Raw genomic sequence first — 18,974 nt, forward strand, 5'->3', positions numbered from 1 at the left:
GCTTTAAACCATAGTTCGTGCCAGTTATTTGTGGCAGCATTGCTTGTGATGTACAAAACTATTAGACTCAAAGCATTTCACACCTTTGGCTGTTCAGGCCAATTAGTAGTTTGGGAGTCTTAAAATTGTTAATTTGTTTAGCCTATGGATAGCTTTGTGTTTTTCATGGCTATGGAGTAGAGTAATTTTAGTTCGCATTAGAAACAAATTAAAATTTTATAGCGTAGAACTACGGCCGCAGGTAATTGGCCTGAACGTTCAGTATAAGAAATGTAGGGCAGGTGATAAGCACTTTCGTTACGATTTATTACTTAGCTAAATATAAATATTTTGCTTTTATCTTTTTTACTATAAACGCCAAATTTTATATTTAGCGGACTTTCTAAATAAGCACAGAACTATAGGAAAGCCTATACTGCCCTATGTTTTTTATACCTTGTTAGCAAATGTTATTTATTTGGCTAGTTCTTCAATTGTTGATTTGTAATTGTTTGAAAATGTAGATAAATACATTGAATCACAATTAATGTAAATAATTCTATTAGAAAATTGTACGCAATAATCATATTGCTTTTCATTTTTCAAATCAATTCTGTTGGTACAGTTAATTATAGAATCAATAGAAGATTTATGGTTTTTAGCTTCATTTTCTGTGTTAAAATACAATTCAGATAAAGTAAATCTAGGATATGTATTTCCTTCTTTATTTACAGGGAATTTCCTTTTTACACTAAAGAAATGCTTTCTGACATTAGGAACTATTATACTTCTTATCGTGTCATTTATTTTAGCTACTCTATCAAATGAGAAAAATCCAGATGAAGGAGATTGTATCGTATCTATTTTGTAACCATCATTCTTTATTTTCTCAAGTAGTTGTATGAAAGTTTTTGAATGATTTAAATTGTTTGTTGAATCAGAGTGTATTAGAACTTCAGATTTATATGATTTGTTTATTTCTATTTTCTCTATTTTTTTTACCTCAGTTACGATTAACGAATCATTTTCAACTAATTTTCGTTCATTTTTAGTAATATTTTCGTCGTTTTGTGGGTATAAAAAAACTCCTCCAAAAAAACCAAAGACAGCTCCTATCAAGTATTTGATTAAATCTTTTTTTGCTTGATTTAATAAATAATCATAATCCTTATTGATATATTTTAATTTTATTGAATCAAAATAATTAAGTTTCAAAAACAAAGTTACTTTTTCATAATCTTTGTTGTCTGGTTTATATCCACTATTATATTTTGTTTTGATTATATGTGTGAATTTATTCTTATATGGATATCTTTCGGACTTCAGAATTTTATGAATACTATATTCTTTTTGGTTATGAATTTTTTTATCAAATTCGAGAAGCTTGTATTCTGAATCATCATTAAGGGTTTGTTTTTCAAAATTTATGTTCAATTCACTTGCTACCTCATTAGATACTATATTAAGAATATAACACTTTAGTCTTAAGATCATAAGGTTTTAATATTTGCTAACGTGTTTGTATATGGTTTGTTGCGTGTTTAAGCACTTAAATTTAGCAAATAAAAACCGAACAGAAAATTCGTGAGGACTTTTGTAAGTAGACAAGAAGCCAGCAATAAATTATATACGGTGTTGTAGCTAGTTTATTCTATATTCAGATATTTTATTGCTTCATCTAACACTGAATCTTTATCGTTTATATAGTCTAGGTATGTTTTTTTTACCATAACATCTGGTTGAACTCCATAACCAACAAATTCTCTTCCATCTGGATAGGTATCTTTTTTAGTACAAATTCTACCTGTAGCACCACCTGGTAAATCAAAAAACATTGGTTGTCCAGTACTTCCATAAGTTGGCTCGCCAATTTTTGTCATATGTTTTTGATTATCTGCAGAAACTAAAAAATCTTCCGCTGCTGAAGCAGTATTGTTTCCTATTAATAAAACAGTAGGTATAACAATACGTTCAGATTTATCTATTTCATTTTTTTTGAGAGAGTAAGGAAAATTATAAAAATAACTATCTTTTGTCGTTAAATAAGCTTGACTTAATAATTTTATATTTTCTTTAGTCCCTTGTAAAGTATCTTTTGCTTCAAGTTTATAAATAAGTCCCCAAGCTTTAAAAGTAGGGATATGTAATCGGCTGGAAGATTTTAATTTTTCGAGTTCATCATCATATGTCAAATATTTCAATATTTGTAAACCAATATTTGAATTTCCACCACCATTATATCTTAAGTCAATTATAAGCTTTTTCGCTTTTTTAATTTCAGGTAGCTTATCTACAAAAAGAGAATCGATTTTTAGATTTTCAAAACTGTTCAAGCTAACATATGCTATTTCATTATCTACCCATTTAAAATCTAACAATTCTCTTTTTATAAAAGAAGGATAAACTTCTTTTTCTGCAACTTTTTTTGACGTAAGTTTAAGATTTACTAAACTATTATTAGGTTTTCTTAATTTCAAATAGAATTCTGTTCCTACCGGTGCTTTTAATAATTCAGAAATAGATCTGTTTTCTAGGATATGTTCTGAAGACGTTGAAATATAAGGTTTTAAAAATTTATTAGTGTATTCTTTAACAGAAACTCCATTTACTTCTAATATTTCAGTTCCAATTGGGATTTCTTGTTTTTTACTTAAATTAACCCTTGTAATGATTGCTTTTCCATCAATATTTTTCAGGAATAATCGATAATTACCAAATTCACCATCGCATATCAACTCTTCTCTCATGGCTTTAGGCATCCATACATTTGTATGACCATCTTTTAATGATGCACAAAACTTTTGAAGTAAACGGTAATATTCGTAATCATTTTTTGTCTCTTGTACTTTTTCAATTAATGAGATATAATCGGATTCCCATTTTTGTTTGTTTATTTTGTTTATGTAGACAAAATTAGAATTTGCTTCTTTCCAGAATTTAGACAGACCATAAATTTTGTCTGTTTTTGATATTGTATTATATAATTCTGTTTGAGCAGATAAGTTCCCATAGAAAATTAAACTTATTATAAATGATAGAAATAGTTTTTGCATATTCTTTAAGTGTTTCTTAAGAGACGATTAATTCTTCGAATTGTTACAGACTTTCTCAAAATTAGCTACAACTGTTATATATGAGCAATTTACTAAAAAACCATTAATTAACCCTACCGTATGGGGTGTATATGAGAACTTTTTTGTGAAATTCTATGTATTGCGGTTTTAGGTGTATATAAGAACTTTTTGATATTAAACGTTTAATATCGGTTAGAGCTTATATCATTTCTAGGCATAAAAAAGACCAACGCAATTGGTTGGTCTTTTGGTTGTGTGTTATGGTGTTATGGGGTGGTTTACTGTTTTGCTTTCGCGCAAGCGGTATTCTTATAATGATTTATGGTGTGGAGATGGGTTTATTGAGAAACGGCTTCTTTATAGGTTTTTAAACAGCGCTCTCGGGCTTCCTTGTGGTCTACCATCATCTCTGGATAACTATCGGTACCGTATTCTGGTACGTATTCTTTTATGTAGTTGCGCTCTTTGTCAAATTTATCTTTTTGGGTAATGGGATTAAAGATTCTAAAATAGGGCGCAGCATCTACACCGCTGCCTGCTGCCCACTGCCAGTTGCCCACGTTACTGGAGAGGTCGTAATCGAGTAATTTCTCTGCAAAATAGGTCTCGCCCCAGCGCCAATCTATTAATAGGTGTTTTATTAAAAAACTTGCGACTAGCATGCGTACACGGTTGTGCATGTGGCCGGTGGTGTTTAATTCTCGCATACCTGCGTCTACTAGGGCATAACCGGTGGTGCCGGTTTTCCATTTTTCAAATTCGGCCTCATTATTGCGCCACTCGATGCGGTCGTATTTTGATTTAAAGGCCTGGTCTTTGGTATGTGGGAAATGGTAAAGTATCTGCATGAAGAATTCTCTCCATATCAACTCGCTTAGAAATGTCTTGTTGTCTGCAAGGTCTGCTTTGCGCACCATTTTACGCACACTTACTATACCAAATCTTAGGTAAATACCCAGTCTAGAGGTACCGTTTTCTATGGCTGGATAATTTCTCGTGTTCTCGTATTCTTCTATAAGTGTAGGTGTGATGGTATAGGCCGGTATCTCTATACTGGATTTTTTAAAACCTATATCGCTAAGTGATAGGTTGGGCAACCTGCTGTTTTTAATGCAGTTATCTAGGTAGTCATGGGTATAATAAAATTTTTGATCCTGACCGCTGCCGTGGTCTTTTCTAAAATGTTCTAACCACTTATTTTTATAGGGTGTATAAACGACGTAGGGATTACCGTCTGCCTTTGTGATCTCGTCTTTTTCATAAATGACCTGATCTTTAAATGTTTTAAAATCTACCTGATGTTGTGCCAGTAATTGATCTATCTCTAGGTCGCGCTCTAGGGCATAGGGCTCATAATCATGGTTAGTAAAAACGGTATCTATTTGATAATCTTTAATTAATTGTGCCCATATTTTTTTAGGTGTTCCATAGAGCATGGCAATAGAGCTGCCATGCTCTTCTTGCAGCTGTGTGCGCATGCGTTGCAGCTGTTCATGGATAAAGGTAACACGAGCGTCGTCTTCTGGTAATTTATCTAGTATATCGCTGTCAAATATGAATAGGGGCAAGACAGGAAGATCACCTTTAAGTGCTTCTAGTAGTCCTACATTATCATCGAGCCTTAAATCTCTACGCAGCCAAAATATGTTTACCTTTTTACTCATCGTTTATTTATCCTAAATTTAAAGAACCTTTACCGCCGTTTACACCTATCACTTGTCCGGTAATCCAGCCCTCGCTTTGATTCAATAAAAATACAGCAACGCCTGCAATATCTTCTGGTGTACCGACGCGTTTAAGTGGGTGCATGTCGCCCATTTTTTCTTTTTTGGCATCGTTATTTAAGAGTCTGCCAGCTAGTGGTGTGTCTACTAGTGATGGTGCGATAACGTTTACTCTTACCGTAGGAGCATACTCTGCCGCTAGTGCGCGAGCATATCCTTCTATAGCACCTTTTGCCGCGGCAACACTGGTATGGAATGGCATTCCTGTACTTACTGCAACGGTAGAGAAATAGACTATGCTGCTGGTACCGTTTTTAGTCAATAGAGGTAAAACCGTTCTGGTAGCTTTTATTAAAGAGAAGAAATTGATCTCCATATCTTCTTCAAAATGCGATTGCTTGAGCATTTTAAAGGGTTTTAAATTAATGCTACCAGGACAGTACACGAATCCATCTAGAGACTCTGGCAATAAACTGGTGTCTAATTCTTCTGTAAGCGCATCAAATGGAATGTGTGTCACACCGTCTGGTAAATTTTCATTTTCTCTAGAGGCTACGTATACGTTATTGCCTTCTTTCATTTGTTGTACGATGGCGTTTCCTATTCCGTGGCTACCGCCTATAAGTAATATATTTTTTGACATTTTTTTAATTTTATGGTATTCTAATTATTCTAAGTAAAGATTTTAAAATCTCTTATTTTTCTTTAAATGCACCGAAGTGTTTGATGAGTGCGCTTTCGCGAAAGCGGAATATTTCTTCCAACTTTTTCTTAACTAATGGCGTCCCTAATTTACCTAGTACACCGAATGGCAAGCGGTAGTGTATTAAATCTTCCATGAGTGTGCCGCCTTCTATCTCTGTAATAAAATGCTTGTGGTGCCAGGTGGCGTAGGGGCCATACATTTGCTCGTCCACAAAAAACTTGCCTTCTTCTACTTGTGTGATGTGAGTCACCCAGTTAGTCCTATAAAAGGGTAGCGGTTTTACAGAGTATTCTATAAGCTGTCCAGGATACATGCCTCTTTCTGTACCGTACTGCACCACCATGTCTAATTCTGGCGGTGTGAGTAGTTTTAAGTTATTGGCATCTGTTAGAAATTCCCATGCCTTATCTATGGAGATGGGTAATTTTTGCTGCGAAGAAAATTGGATTAATTTCAAGTTATATTGTTTAAGGTATAAAGGTAACTCTTAAACAAAAGATTTAGAATAAAGACTTGTTAAAATCTGTGCCAACTTTAAAAATGACTATAAAAATAACTGTATAACGTGTTTTTATGTCGTCGTAGAAAACGAAAAACCCTTTTAAAATCTAGCGTTACTAGGTCTTAAAAGGGTTTAAAAAGAGTATTTAAACAGTTTTATAAATAGGAGTAGTACCAGCGTCTAGTCATCATTGCGCCACTCTCCATTGCTGTATTCTTTACCTATAGCGATTTTTACACCTACATTAAAGATAAGATTAGAGGCATTTAATTTTTTTAATAAATTGGGTTGTATAGGCGCCGTAGAACTGTCATCTCTATAAGAGTAGGCGATAGGGTCACCTAGTGTTGTGTTGTACTGTGGTGAGAAGAACAGTTGCACACTGCGACGGAAATAGTAATTGAATCGCAGTCCACCTTCTAGATAAGCACTAGATGAGGACGAGTTCTCGTCGTCACTAGAAAATACTTGTGTATTTCCTATACCTATTTGAGAGACACTGTTCTCTGGGCTGTTTAAAAAGGCAACTCCACCTTTTACAAAGGCATCAAATTGAAATCTGCCTTGAGTATAAGAATAGGTAGGTCCTATGGCTATAGAGGTATTGGTCCAGTTGTTTGCTGTGGCTGCTGTACGATCGTCTGTTTGAAAATCTAGATAACCGAATTCATTGTACTGGTGTCTTAAAGAAATACCTAGTCCTAGATGCTTGTTAGTATAATACAGATATTCTGCTCCTATATTAAGTCCCGATCTAGCGACATCTCCATAATCTGATAGTGGTTGTGTAACACCTAGATCTATGACAAGATTCATTCTAGGGACTTCCCTTAAATGCACAGCGTCTTTAAAGGGTTCGGTTTTAAGAGAATCTGCCTGTCCCATAGCAGTGGCAGCGGTAAATAGCAATAGTAATAGGGTTATCTTTTTCATGGTTTAAATATAAGAGTTCCATTTCTATTTAAGGATTCTTTAGTGCAGGATTAAGATATTTTTGGCGAGTTGAAGAAGGATGAGTTTGTACTTTTAGATTAAATCAATAAAAAACAACGTTATGAGCGACAAGGAACTAGAAGGAAAATGGGATCAGACTAAAGGAAAAGCCAAAGAGGAATTCGGTAAACTCACTAACGATTCATCTACGGAGGCTGAAGGAAAAACTGATCAAATAAAAGGAAAAATAGAAGAGGGAATAGGTGAGGCTAAAAGGAAAATAAAAAATACCTTTGACGATAAATAATACAGCAATGGAAAAATTAACTGAAGCACAAGTAGAAAAGCATTTAGAAAATGTAGAAGGATGGGATTATTATGATGATGCGATCCACACTACATTTGAATTTGACAATTTTATGGACTGCTTTTCTGTAATGACGCGCATCGCGCTAGAAGCAGAAAAAATGGAGCATCATCCAGACTGGCACAACACTTATGGTACTCTAGAGATTACTCTAAGTACTCATGATGTTAACGGTCTTACAGAAAATGACTTTAAACTTGCTGCTGCCATCGAGCACATAGTAGGTGACGAGTAAGGTATAAAACCTTAAAAAATTAAAACTCCTTGATCGATTGTGATTAAGGAGTTTTTTTATGTTTTAGAATCTTATTGCTTAAATATACTTAAGTCAACGACTACAGTCTCATTTAGACCATGTAATATGAACTCGTTTAATAGCTATTGCAGAAAAACGTGAGAGATGAAGTTAAAAAATACAGTTTCTAACCACCTACACGTTTTACTTTAAAGCCTTTTTCTTTGAGCATTTCCATGATGCGATCGCGGTAATCACCTTGTATGATAATCTGGTCGTTTTTAAAACTACCGCCTACACCTAGTTGTGTTTTAAGTTCTTTGGCTAGAATTTTAAAGTCGGCAGTGGCGCCGGTATATCCAGCTATTACGGTATTTACTTTTCCTTTACGTTTTTCAAATTTACATTCTAAAGGATCTTCTTGCAACCAGATATTACTCTTTTCTGGTTGTTCTTCTTCTTTAAAATCGTGTTCTGGGAAAAGGTTTTTTAATTGATCACTTAAATCCATAAGGGTACTTTATATAGCAAATTTAATAAGTAAATTTTTTTTAAACGGTTCTATCTACACTATCGTCAGTGATATCAAAAATAGAACCTTTTTTATCTTGTAAGATAGAAACTCCTTTTTGTAACAACAAGTTATTAGGGTAGGTAATTAACTCGCCCTCGTCCGTTTCTAATAAGGTGTAAAAACCTTTTATATCGCTTATAACAGCAGTAACTGGCAAGTCTTTATCGTGTATACGTATGCGATCTCCTATTTTATAGGGAAACGTAAAGTAGAGAATAAAACTAGCCGTAATGTTGCTTAAAATACTCCAGCTGGCAAACAAAGCAACACCTACTACGGCAAATGTAGAACCTAGTGCGACAAAAAAGCCTTTGGTATTAAAACCCCATACTAGAATAATAGCAATGATGCATATGGTCCAGATTATATAACCGGTGTATCTTTTTAAATACTGCTTGCGCAATTCTGATCGATAAATTTTCTGAGATAACTTAGCCGCACTCCATATAATTATGCGGTGAATGATAAATGTACCCAGCAGAAAAGAAATCGTTAAAAGAACCTCTGGTTTTGAAAAGTATTCTCTCATATTCCTAGACTATCTCTCAAGACAGAATCTTTGTTTGCATTTTTGCCCCAGTAAGCAGATTTAATGGACTTCTTTAAAGTACCTGTAGAAACCATAGGTGTAGATCCATCTTTATAACGATCCATCCAGGATAGAATGCGGTATGGAGATGTTTTTTCTGTTTTAAAAGCAATAGTTCTACCTAAATCTGTAAACTTAACGCTGTATAAAAAGCCATCTTCCATCTCACTTAATTTTGCTATAGCATCATAAGCTTTAGTCTCAACATGTTTAAGTCTTAAAAATTCTGTACTAGGTATTATTTTAATCGCACCAGTAGGCATAGCCTGAGGATCTAGTCTTAACTGTGCTGCGATTTGATTTTCTGTCATGACGTTTTCTATCTCAAAATCATCATTTCCTTCACTTTGAAAATAGGAGTGAAGCATAACTTCATACTCATCACCATCTTGATTTAATTGCATATACGTCTGTCCACACCATTCTTGAATGCTGCTCGCTATTTTAATGGCGTTGTCTTTTTTATCTAGAGGAAAAAAAGTACTGCTCATGATATGATAAGGGTAGATACCTGTATTAAAATCACGAGTGGCATTGAATTTAAGAACCGGTCTGTTAGAGTCGTTTGCTTGGTCTGCTTTTACCTGGTCTTTTTTATCAAAAGATTCTGTTACAAAAATCATTACAGCGGTTCCTTCTCTAATCTCGCCATATCTCGCCTGACTAAGATCATAACTAGAAATCTCTGCTTCTCCACTGTACCAATAATCTTTGAACTCTTGACTTAATTCTCTGTTTTCTAATGTTTCTAGAGGATCTTCACCTATAATAGTTTCTCCATTGCTTTCTACGTGTACCTTAGTATCACAAGAAAGTATGGTAAGAGCGACAGCACAAATTAAAAAATATTTCATAGCTATAATTTTAAACAAATGTAATTTTTATGATCTTTATATGTGTTATAAAATTCTATAAACAAGGCAAATATATGAGCGATGTCTAGAAGATGATCTTAATGGTTAAGCTGTTTTTACTTTTTCTTGCATCATTTTGATTTGATCTCTCAATTTTGCTGCTTCCATAAAATCCAGTTCTTTAGCTGCTTTTTCCATCATTTTACGAGTTTCTCTTATTTTCTTTTCTAGTTGTGCTTTAGAAAGGTATTCTGCCTCTTCCTCTGCTGCTTTAAGAGATAGCGTTTCTTCTATGGCATAGGTCGCAGCATTTTTGCGGTATAATGCTGTTTCTAGCTTTTTCTTTATTGCGGTAGGTTTTAAACCATTTTCCTCATTATATGCAATTTGCTTAGAACGACGGTATTCTGTCTGGTCTATGGTTTTTTGCATGCTCTCTGTAATTTTATCGGCATATAGGATAGCGAGTCCATTCACATTACGTGCTGCACGACCTATAGTTTGAGTTAGAGAACGTTGATTACGTAAAAAACCTTCTTTATCCGCATCTAGAATAGCTACTAGAGATACTTCAGGTAAATCCAGTCCTTCTCTTAATAAGTTTACACCTATAAGAACATCAAACACCCCACGACGCAAGTCAGATAATATCTCTACACGTTCTAGTGTATCTACATCACTATGGATATAACGACATCTTATATTAATGCGCGTTAGGTATTTAGTAAGCTCTTCGGCCATGCGTTTTGTTAGCGTTGTGATAAGAACACGTTCATCACGTTCTTCTCGCAATCTTATTTCTTCTACCAGGTCATCTATTTGATTCTGGCTAGGACGTACCTCTATAACCGGATCTAATAAACCTGTAGGTCTTATAATCTGTTCTACGACTACACCATCACTTTGTGCCAATTCATAATCGGCAGGAGTAGCGCTTACGTATACCACTTGGTTTTGTAAGGCTTCAAATTCTTCAAACTTTAATGGACGGTTATCCATGGCAGCTGGTAATCTAAAACCGTAATCGACTAGGTTTTCTTTACGCGATCTATCGCCACCATACATAGCGCCTACTTGAGGTACACTCACGTGACTCTCATCAATGATCATTAAGTAATCATCTGGAAAGAAATCTAATAAACAGAAAGGTCTCGTACCAGGTAAACGACCGTCTAGATAACGACTGTAATTTTCAATACCAGAACAATAACCTAACTCTCGTATCATTTCTAAGTCAAATTCAGTACGTTCCTCCAGTCTTTTGGCTTCTAAAGGTTTTCCTATTTCCTTAAAATAATCGGTCTGTTTTACCAGATCTTCTTGGATAGAATGTATAGCACCTTGCAGTATGTCTGGAGAAGTCACAAACATATTTGCAGGATAGATGGTAATTTGATCAAACTTCTCAAGGACTCTACCATCTACAGGATTAAAACGTTCTATATCTTCTATCTCGTCTCCAAAAAAGTGGATTCTAAAACAAGTGTCTGCATAACTAGGGAACACGTCTAGTGTATCACCATTAATTCTAAAATTACCGCGGTTAAACTCTGCAGTAGTTCTAGAATATAGCGACTGTACCAGTCTATGTAGCAACGTGGTTCTCGCAATCACCTCATCTTTTTTAATTCTAACGACGTTTTTCTGAAATTCTACAGGGTTACCTATACCATAAAGACAGGAAACAGATGCCACAACGATAATGTCACGACGTCCAGAAAGTAGGGAAGAGGTGGTACTCAATCGCATCTTTTCTATATCTTCATTAATAGAAAGATCTTTCTCGATATACGTACCGCTAGAAGGAATAAATGCCTCTGGCTGATAATAATCATAGTAGGATACAAAATATTCTACGGCATTATCTGGAAAAAAATCTTTAAACTCTGAGTACAATTGAGCCGCTAGCGTTTTATTATGACATAAAACTAGAGTAGGTTTCCGTACTTCTTGAATCACGTTTGCAGCCGTAAACGTTTTACCACTACCAGTAACACCTAGTAGGGTTTGAAATTTCTCATTAGCCTCTATGCCTTCCACTAATTGTTTAATGGCCTGCGGTTGATCTCCAGTAGGAGAAAACTCTGATACAATATTAAAATCCATGAACTGTAAAAATAAGATTTTTGTAATTCCGCTTTCGCGAAAGCGAGGTTAAAATAACTACAATGATTAGTTTATCTTTTTAGAGAGAAATGCCCCTTAAAGCTGCGGCCATCGATAAGTTCTACGCGGTACCAATAATCTGAACTAGGTAAAGGATTGCCATTATAAGTTCCATCCCAACCAGGACCTACTGGGCTGAGTTGTTTGAGCAGTTTACCAAAACGATTAAAAATGAATATCTGTGCATCTGGCTCTGATACTATAGCGGTCACTTGCCAGTAATCGTTAAAACCATCTTGGTTAGGTGTAAAAAATGGTGGTGCTGCAATAATAGTTGCTGGCGCAGTTATTAGATCACAGCCATTTTTATCTCTCACATAAACGGTATAAAAACCAGGTAGTAAATCAGTGAAAACATTGCTATTTTGATAAAAGAAATTATCGATGCTGTATTCAAAAGGACCATCACCTATAGCCGTAATTTCTATACGGTTAGAACTTAAAGTGAATTGTTCTATTTCTACATCTATAATTTGCGTGGGTAAGTAGTTAGTAACCGTGGTAGAAGTGGTGTCGTCACAACCATTACTATCTATTGCAGTAACGGTATAAACACCTTCTTCAGAGACGTTAATACTAGCTGTGGTCTCACCAGTATTCCATAAATAACTAGAAAACCCTGCGGTGGCAGTAATAGTCACCTGGTCAGCTATACATTTAAATAAATCTGGTGTGGTCTGGACAATGGGTTTAGGAAATACTTCAATGTTTAATGGTTGTACGTCATAACAGGTTATTAGATCATTATTTTCTAATCGCACCCAAATTACCTCTTGTGGTAAAGTGTTCGTATAACCAGTATTTAAAAGATTGACATCCATTTGAGCGTCTAACTGAGAACTGTGAAAAGTGGTAGTAAGATTACCCAATTGTGTGTTTTCTATAGTATTGATTAATGTAGATAAGTCAAATAGCTCTGTAAGATCTCTAGAAGTATCGTCACAAATAGTAAAGTCTTCTAAAACAGGAATGCTAGGTTGTAATACTATTTGAAGATTAAAAGAAGCGGTAGCGTAACAAGTGTCGTTTGTATTATTCTCATAACGTATAAAGATCACTTCTGCATTTGAAGTATTATCGTACGGCGTGTTGATGGGATTTTGATTGAGATCTGCATCATTTTGAGATAGAAAAAAGCTGTAGTTAAATAAGCTAGCGTCCTGACTGCCTAAACCTTGAATAGCTGCTGCTTCTAGGTCAAAAGACTCTACACCATCGTTACTAAAATCGTCACACAAGATCAAATTATCTACTGTCGTAGGAACTGGAAGTGCTGCAATTCTCACTTGGAATGGTGTAGTGACGTAGCAACCATTGGACACTCTATTATCTATACGCACATAATAATCTCCACTGGACAGGATGTCATTATCAGATAAGGCATTAAAATCTGCATTTGCGTCTGCGATGCTCGAGTGAATGGTTACATCAAAAGTAGTAGGACTTTGAGAACCTAGGGCTTGCGTTCTAACAGTCGTGAAATCTATGGGAGAAAAGTCATCATTTGAAATATCATCACACAACTCAATATCATTTACCGTTTGTATAACTGGAGTATCTACGATGGTAATTGTTCTGGTAGCGTTAAAAACCTCTGCAGGTGTGGAGATGGTTAGATTTATGGTGTAACTGCCAGCTGTGGCATAAATATGAGTTGGATTAATTTGTGTGGACGTATTATTAACCGCACTTGCAGGATCACCAAAATCCCATAAAACAGAATTGTTAGGACAGGTAGCAATATCGTCTGCTATGAATTGAGTAGGAGCCGTACTACAACCTTCTACTACCGAAAAAGAAGGGTTAAAAAACGCATTGTAAAAAGGAGGTAATCCTTCATTTCCTGTGGTTCCTGGAGTCAGTGCAAGACCATCGTAAACAAAATTGCTCGCAGGACCTATGCCGTTAGGGTTATTAATTACCGCTAGCCATGGCTCTTCATCTCTCGTATAATATATTTTTTTATCAGGTGCAATTTGTAAAGCACCACGCATGGTATCGTCTCTAGAATCATTTGTATTACTTTGATAAATAGTAACCGGATTATCTTGAAAGTTAGCAGCAGTGGTATCGTATTGAAGTAAAAGTCTTTCTGCCGCTACGATTCCGCTTCCTAAAGTATTGAGATCTACATAAACCAGTCTAGAGTCTAGAGAGAATTCTGTTCCATATGCTTGATACCCTGCAGGGAAATTTAATCTAGTAGGATTACTAACTCTTCCTGTAGCGTTATCAAAGTCAAAAAGCCAGGCACCAACACCAGATTCAAAAGTAATACTAGGATTTACATAATTTTGAGTCATCATAGCTACTTTACTACCATCTGGTGATACTCTTAAATAACCACGTTTATCGGTTGTTCTAGTAGCAGTACTTTGCGATAATACCGTTGCCGATAAATCTATACCACTAGGAGTTAATTTAAAAGCATAAAACTGATCAAAACTACCACTACCAGAAATACGCTCTGCATAGGTGACAATCCATGCGTCCAGACCATTTGAAGAAACGGCAGCAAATAACTTCTCAGAACCATCTGCTAATAACGGAATGTTTTTTTGAGTTGTAATTATATCACCAGATCCACTATCTAAATTCATATCCACTACAGAATAATATAGACCAGTTCTTGAACTTCCAGCACTAAAATTAAGTATAGAGATGGTAAAGATGTAATAGAGATCAGGATTATTGGGTAAAGGAATAACTATGGCAGACTGTGTGCTGGATGGATCACCAAACAATCCGTTACCATTAGGCATAACAGTGTGATTGCTATTCCATACCGTAATACCATCTGTATAGAAAAGTAAGCCACCACAAGCGTCTGATATAGCAGAACAGCCTTCTATTGTATCAAGTTCACCAACATTATTGGGTATAGCCACACCGCTATTGAAATCTATACCAGCGTTAGAACCAAAGAACCACCAATTGGCCTGATTTTGAGACCAGCAAATAGTAGTTAGAAAAAGGCTTAAGAGAACAAATAGTTTTTTCAACTTTATAATAATTAAACAGTTGGTATATAGTAGAGTGAAAGATACAAAATCTTATAAAGTAGATTACGAAGCTATTGTGATATTTCAAACAAAAAAAATGCTCACTTTATAAAAGTGAGCATTTAAATAATCTTATGAGGTATGATTAGATTTTAACTCTCCAGCCATGTTGATCTTCAGCGCGGTTGTATTGTATATCTTTTAATGCTCCCATTAATAGAGTAGCATAAGAACTTTCTAGTGTCGGAAGTTCAAATTTAAAGTCTTCATGTTTGTAACCTTTGATCGGTACAATAACAGCAGCTGTTCCAGTACCAAAAATCTCTTTTAGACTACCGTCTTTTGCAGCAGCAGTAAGTTCTTTTACAGAAACTCTTCTTTCTTCAACAGTAATACCATGGTCTTTTGCCATTTGCATGATGCTTCTACGCGTTACACCGTTAAGAATACGATCATTGTTAGGAGCAGTAAGTAATTTATCGCCTATTCTAACAAAAATATTCATCGTACCAGCTTCTTCTAAGTATTCATGAGTGGCAGCGTCTGTCCATATGATTTGTTGGTAACCTTCTTCTAGAGCAAGGTTATTTGGATAGAAACTTGCAGCATAGTTACCAGCAGCTTTAGCATATCCTACACCACCGTCAGCAGCCCTAGAAAATTCTGAAGCGATTTTAACACGCACATCACCTTTATAGTAAGCAAATGCTGGTGACATAATAATCATAAACTTATATTCTGTACCTGGTGCAGCAGCAACTCCATTTTCACTAGCGATCATAAACGGTCTTAAGTATAAAGAAAGTCCTTCTCCATATCTTACCCATTCTTTATCTAGGTTTACAAGTTGCTTAAGTCCTTCCATGAATACCTCTTTAGGTACTTCTGGCATAGCAAGTCGCTTTGCACTTTCATTAAAACGTATCCAGTTATCTTCTGGTCTAAAAAGAAATACATCTCCTTGAGCATCTTTAAAGGCTTTCATACCTTCAAAAATAGCCTGACCATAGTGAAATACTTTACAACTAGGTTCTACTTGAATAGGACCATAAGGTTTAATTTCTGCAGTATGCCATTCTCCATCGCGCCATGTACATTCCAACATGTGGTCTGTAAAGGTCTTTCCAAAGGTTAAATTGCTAAAATCTATCGAGTTGATTTTAGATTCATTTACCTTATCTATAACGATTTCGTGAGTCTTTGTCATGGTGGTTTATTATTTTTGCGAATATACTTCAATAGTGCATCGATATTATGTCAACGAATTCTTAAATTTGTATTAATTGTAAACATTTTTATACAGTTATCTGCAAATTTTAGTTAATTGTATTTTGAAGTATTTATCAGGGATTATTTAAAAAAATCATTCTAATAAAAAAGTGTTTTTGATTAACTACTTGAATATTAAATAAATGATTACAATTTATTCCTAACTATTAAAACTATAACCACTATGAAAAGATTAATTATTGGATTTTTTGCATTGTCTCTATTAGTAGCATGTAAAGAACAGAAAGAAGTAGAAGAAGATATGCCTGCTGTAAATGACGAGCAAGTAGAAGAGATGGCTTATCTAGATTATGGAGCAAAAATTACAGATAAAGATGTAATCGATGCGATGGAGTTAAGAACTATCTATGATGGTATGACTGTAGGAGACACTACTGCTGTAAAAGTAAAAGGTATGATTGCAGACGTATGCGTAAAGAAAGGATGCTGGATTAAATTACCAGTAGGTGACCAGGCTGCCACTGTAAAATTTAAAGACTATGGTTTCTTTTTACCTAAAAACGGTAAAGGAAAAGAGGTGATCTTGAGTGGTAAGGCTTATAAAAACGTTACACCAGTAGAAGAATTACGCCATTATGCTGAAGATGCTGGGAAATCTAAAGAAGAGATAGCAGCTATCACAGAAGAAGAAGTTACGTTAAGCTTTGTAGCAGATGGAGCGCTTGTTGAGAAATTTGACAATCCAGATGTAGAAGGAGTAGCAAATACAGAAGAATAAATGAAACGTGAGATCATGACTACACAAGATGGATCAAAAACGATCCATATGCCCGATCTCAATGAACAATATCATTCTAGACATGGCGCCTTGCAAGAGGCGCTTCATGTTTTTATAGATACTGGTCTAGAACATTTTTTAGAGGTCTCGCTTTCGCGAAAGCGTAACTTTCAACAAAATCCTCTCAAGATTCTAGAATATGGATTTGGTACAGGTCTTAATGCTATGGTAACTGCATTACATGATTCTAAGACACCGGTAGAATATACAGCAGTAGAGGCATATCCTGTTAATGAAGAAGAGGTAAAAGCTATGGATTATGGTAATTTACTAGGTAATGAAGAGATGTATGATCATATGCATCGATGCAGTTGGGAAGAACATCATCAAATTAGCAATCACTTCTCTTTAAAAAAGGAGCAAAAAACTTTTGAGCAAATAGCAGATCAAGATTCTTTTGATTTGATCTATTTTGACGCTTTCGGTCCAGGTACACAACCAGAATTGTGGACCGTAGATATTTTCAAAGCAACATATGATGCTTTAAAAAGTAATGGAGTTCTGACTACCTATTGCGCAGCAGGGCAGGTGAGGCGCAATATGCAATCGGTAGGTTTTATAGTAGAACGTTTACCAGGACCACCAGGAAAGAGAGAAATGCTAAGAGCTACTAAGAGTCTATAATTCCAGTAGTAACTTATAAATCAACAATCATTTAGCAAATAGTTAGGGCAACAACTTCTTAAGTAGCTTTACATTTGCAAAAAATCATACATTTTTATGTCTAAAGAAGTAAGAAAACAAGAACCACAGGTATTATGGAATCATTTTGCAGATTTAAATGCTGTACCGCGACCTTCTAAAAAAGAAGAACGTGTACGTGCTTTTATGGTAGAGTTTGCAAAACAACATGACCTTATGGTTATGGAAGATGCTATAGGTAATGTGATTATTAAAAAAGCCGCTACTCCAGGAATGGAAGATCGCAAAAGTATCATCATGCAGTCGCATCTGGATATGGTACATCAAAAAAATAACGATACAGACTTTGATTTCTTAACAGAAGGAATAGACATGTTTGTAGAAGGAGATATTATTAAAGCGCGTGGTACTACACTAGGTGCTGATAACGGTATAGGTGTTGCAGCGATTATGGCTGTACTTTCTTCAAGCGATATAGCACACCCTGCCATAGAGGCTTTGTTTACTATAGACGAAGAAACTGGAATGACAGGAGCTAAAGAATTAGATAAAAACATTCTTACTTCTCAAATTCTATTGAACCTAGATACAGAAGAAGATGACGAGATAGATATAGGTTGTGCAGGTGGCGTAGATATTACCGCTACAAAGACTTATTCTACTAGCGACGTAGATGCTACTTATCTATCAAAGAAAATTACTGTAAAAGGTCTTAATGGTGGTCATAGTGGTATGGACATTATAAAAGGTTTAGGTAATGCAAATAAGATGATAGCAAGACTTCTAGATGCCATGCAGAAGAAAGGTGCAGTTCATTTTCAATCTATTAAAGGTGGTAGTTTGAGAAATGCTATTCCTAGAGAAGCAGTAACAGTAGTAAGTTTTTTAGAGAGTGATTTAAATTCTATGCTCAATGCATTTCAATCTTGTAAAGAAGCAATCTTAGACGAGTATAAATCTCTAGAAGCAAATATTACTATTTCTTTTGAAGATGCTCCTAATGCAGCTGTGTTAACTCAAGAAGATAGTCGCACACTAGTATATACACTATTAGGAATTCATAATGGTGTGTACCGCATGAGTCCAGATATAGATGGACTGGTAGAAACGTCTAATAATCTAGCGCGTGTAACCTTAGAAGATTCAAAATTACAGATAGCCTGTCTTACAAGATCGTCTGTGGATAGTTCTAAGGAGGATCTTGCTAGTAGTATAGTTGCCGTAATGGAACTAGCACAAATGACTACTAAGCTTTCTGGACATTATCCAGGATGGCAGCCTAATGCAAATAGTGCAGTGCTAGAAATAGCAAAAGCAAAATATAGTGAGCTTTTTAATCATGAACCTAGGGTAGTAGCCTGTCACGCAGGACTAGAATGTGGTCTTTTAGGAGAACGTTATCCTGGTCTAGATATGATATCGTTCGGTCCTAACATAAGAGGAGCGCACAGCCCAGATGAACGTGTAGAGATTAAATCTGTTCAGAAATTCTGGAAATTCCTTTTAGAAATCTTAAAAGAAATACCAAAAGCATAATTGGTTTTATAACGATCAAAAGC

17 protein-coding genes are annotated in these 18,974 nt (G+C 35.3%); 5 read left to right on the top strand and 12 right to left on the bottom strand.

The genetic code is table 11. The features are described 5' to 3' along the window. Nucleotides 1–453: 453 nt before the first annotated feature. The 6 genes from ABJF08_RS07495 to ABJF08_RS07520 all read right to left on the bottom strand — a co-directional run bounded on the left by ABJF08_RS07495 (nt 454) and on the right by ABJF08_RS07520 (nt 6,918). Complete coding sequence (locus tag ABJF08_RS07495; RefSeq protein WP_348115485.1) at nt 454–1,473, bottom strand: hypothetical protein; 1,020 nt, start codon at nt 1,471–1,473, stop codon at nt 454–456. Between the two features lie 152 nt (nt 1,474–1,625). Continuing rightward, nucleotides 1,626–3,032, bottom strand: coding sequence for a S41 family peptidase (locus tag ABJF08_RS07500; protein ID WP_348115486.1), 1,407 nt, complete (start codon nt 3,030–3,032; stop codon nt 1,626–1,628). Between the two features lie 359 nt (nt 3,033–3,391). Next, nucleotides 3,392–4,717 carry a deoxyribodipyrimidine photo-lyase gene (locus ABJF08_RS07505; RefSeq protein ID WP_348115487.1) on the bottom strand — a complete coding sequence of 442 codons (1,326 nt, stop codon included), beginning with the start codon at nt 4,715–4,717 and terminating at the stop codon, nt 3,392–3,394. 7 nt (nt 4,718–4,724) lie between these two features. Then, a complete protein-coding gene (locus ABJF08_RS07510; RefSeq protein ID WP_348115488.1) occupies nt 4,725–5,420 on the bottom strand; it encodes an SDR family oxidoreductase in 696 nt (231 codons plus the stop codon). A gap of 52 nt (nt 5,421–5,472) precedes the next feature. Then, a complete protein-coding gene (locus tag ABJF08_RS07515; RefSeq protein ID WP_348115489.1) occupies nt 5,473–5,940 on the bottom strand; it encodes an SRPBCC family protein in 468 nt (155 codons plus the stop codon). 225 nt (nt 5,941–6,165) lie between these two features. Further along, nucleotides 6,166–6,918: an autotransporter outer membrane beta-barrel domain-containing protein gene (locus tag ABJF08_RS07520; RefSeq protein ID WP_348115490.1), complete on the bottom strand. Its 753-nt coding sequence runs from the start codon at nt 6,916–6,918 to the stop codon at nt 6,166–6,168. Between the two features lie 121 nt (nt 6,919–7,039). On the opposite strand from ABJF08_RS07520, the gene ABJF08_RS07525 reads away from it, so the two are divergent. Next, the gene (locus tag ABJF08_RS07525; protein WP_348115491.1) at nt 7,040–7,225 is read left to right on the top strand and encodes a CsbD family protein; all 186 of its coding nucleotides are present in this window, start codon (nt 7,040–7,042) and stop codon (nt 7,223–7,225) included. Between the two features lie 7 nt (nt 7,226–7,232). Next, nucleotides 7,233–7,520 (top strand): 4a-hydroxytetrahydrobiopterin dehydratase, encoded by a 288-nt coding sequence (locus ABJF08_RS07530; RefSeq protein ID WP_104514769.1) that lies wholly within the window; start codon nt 7,233–7,235, stop codon nt 7,518–7,520. Between the two features lie 187 nt (nt 7,521–7,707). Here ABJF08_RS07530 and ABJF08_RS07535 read toward each other — a convergent pair whose 3' ends face one another. The 6 genes from ABJF08_RS07535 to ABJF08_RS07560 all read right to left on the bottom strand — a co-directional run bounded on the left by ABJF08_RS07535 (nt 7,708) and on the right by ABJF08_RS07560 (nt 15,912). Further along, the gene (locus ABJF08_RS07535) at nt 7,708–8,031 is read right to left on the bottom strand and encodes a translation initiation factor (RefSeq protein WP_298956361.1); all 324 of its coding nucleotides are present in this window, start codon (nt 8,029–8,031) and stop codon (nt 7,708–7,710) included. Between the two features lie 40 nt (nt 8,032–8,071). Next, complete coding sequence (locus ABJF08_RS07540; RefSeq protein ID WP_348115492.1) at nt 8,072–8,623, bottom strand: mechanosensitive ion channel domain-containing protein; 552 nt, start codon at nt 8,621–8,623, stop codon at nt 8,072–8,074. After that, nucleotides 8,620–9,537 (bottom strand): septum formation inhibitor Maf, encoded by a 918-nt coding sequence (locus ABJF08_RS07545; RefSeq protein ID WP_348115493.1) that lies wholly within the window; start codon nt 9,535–9,537, stop codon nt 8,620–8,622. Before ABJF08_RS07545 ends, ABJF08_RS07540 begins: the two co-directional genes overlap by 4 nt. Before the next feature lie 105 nt (nt 9,538–9,642). Beyond that, a complete protein-coding gene (gene uvrB / locus ABJF08_RS07550; RefSeq protein ID WP_348115496.1) occupies nt 9,643–11,643 on the bottom strand; it encodes an excinuclease ABC subunit UvrB in 2,001 nt (666 codons plus the stop codon). 71 nt (nt 11,644–11,714) lie between these two features. Next, the gene (locus ABJF08_RS07555; protein ID WP_348115498.1) at nt 11,715–14,705 is read right to left on the bottom strand and encodes a T9SS type B sorting domain-containing protein; all 2,991 of its coding nucleotides are present in this window, start codon (nt 14,703–14,705) and stop codon (nt 11,715–11,717) included. A gap of 145 nt (nt 14,706–14,850) precedes the next feature. Continuing rightward, nucleotides 14,851–15,912 carry a branched-chain amino acid aminotransferase gene (locus tag ABJF08_RS07560; protein WP_348115499.1) on the bottom strand — a complete coding sequence of 354 codons (1,062 nt, stop codon included), beginning with the start codon at nt 15,910–15,912 and terminating at the stop codon, nt 14,851–14,853. A gap of 246 nt (nt 15,913–16,158) precedes the next feature. Between ABJF08_RS07560 and ABJF08_RS07565 the strand changes: the two genes are divergently transcribed. The 3 genes from ABJF08_RS07565 to ABJF08_RS07575 all read left to right on the top strand — a co-directional run bounded on the left by ABJF08_RS07565 (nt 16,159) and on the right by ABJF08_RS07575 (nt 18,951). Beyond that, complete coding sequence (locus ABJF08_RS07565) at nt 16,159–16,713, top strand: DUF4920 domain-containing protein (protein WP_348115500.1); 555 nt, start codon at nt 16,159–16,161, stop codon at nt 16,711–16,713. Next, entirely contained in the window at nt 16,714–17,397 is a 684-nt protein-coding gene (gene mnmD / locus ABJF08_RS07570; protein ID WP_348115501.1) for a tRNA (5-methylaminomethyl-2-thiouridine)(34)-methyltransferase MnmD, read from the top strand. A 96-nt stretch (nt 17,398–17,493) separates the two neighbouring features. After that, on the top strand, nt 17,494–18,951 hold the full coding sequence (locus ABJF08_RS07575) for an aminoacyl-histidine dipeptidase (RefSeq protein WP_348115502.1): 1,458 nt from the start codon (nt 17,494–17,496) through the stop codon (nt 18,949–18,951). The last annotated feature ends 23 nt before the right edge of the window (nt 18,952–18,974 follow it).

It is taken from the genome of Nonlabens sp., assembly GCF_039941875.1.
Lineage (GTDB): Bacteria > Bacteroidota > Bacteroidia > Flavobacteriales > Flavobacteriaceae > Nonlabens.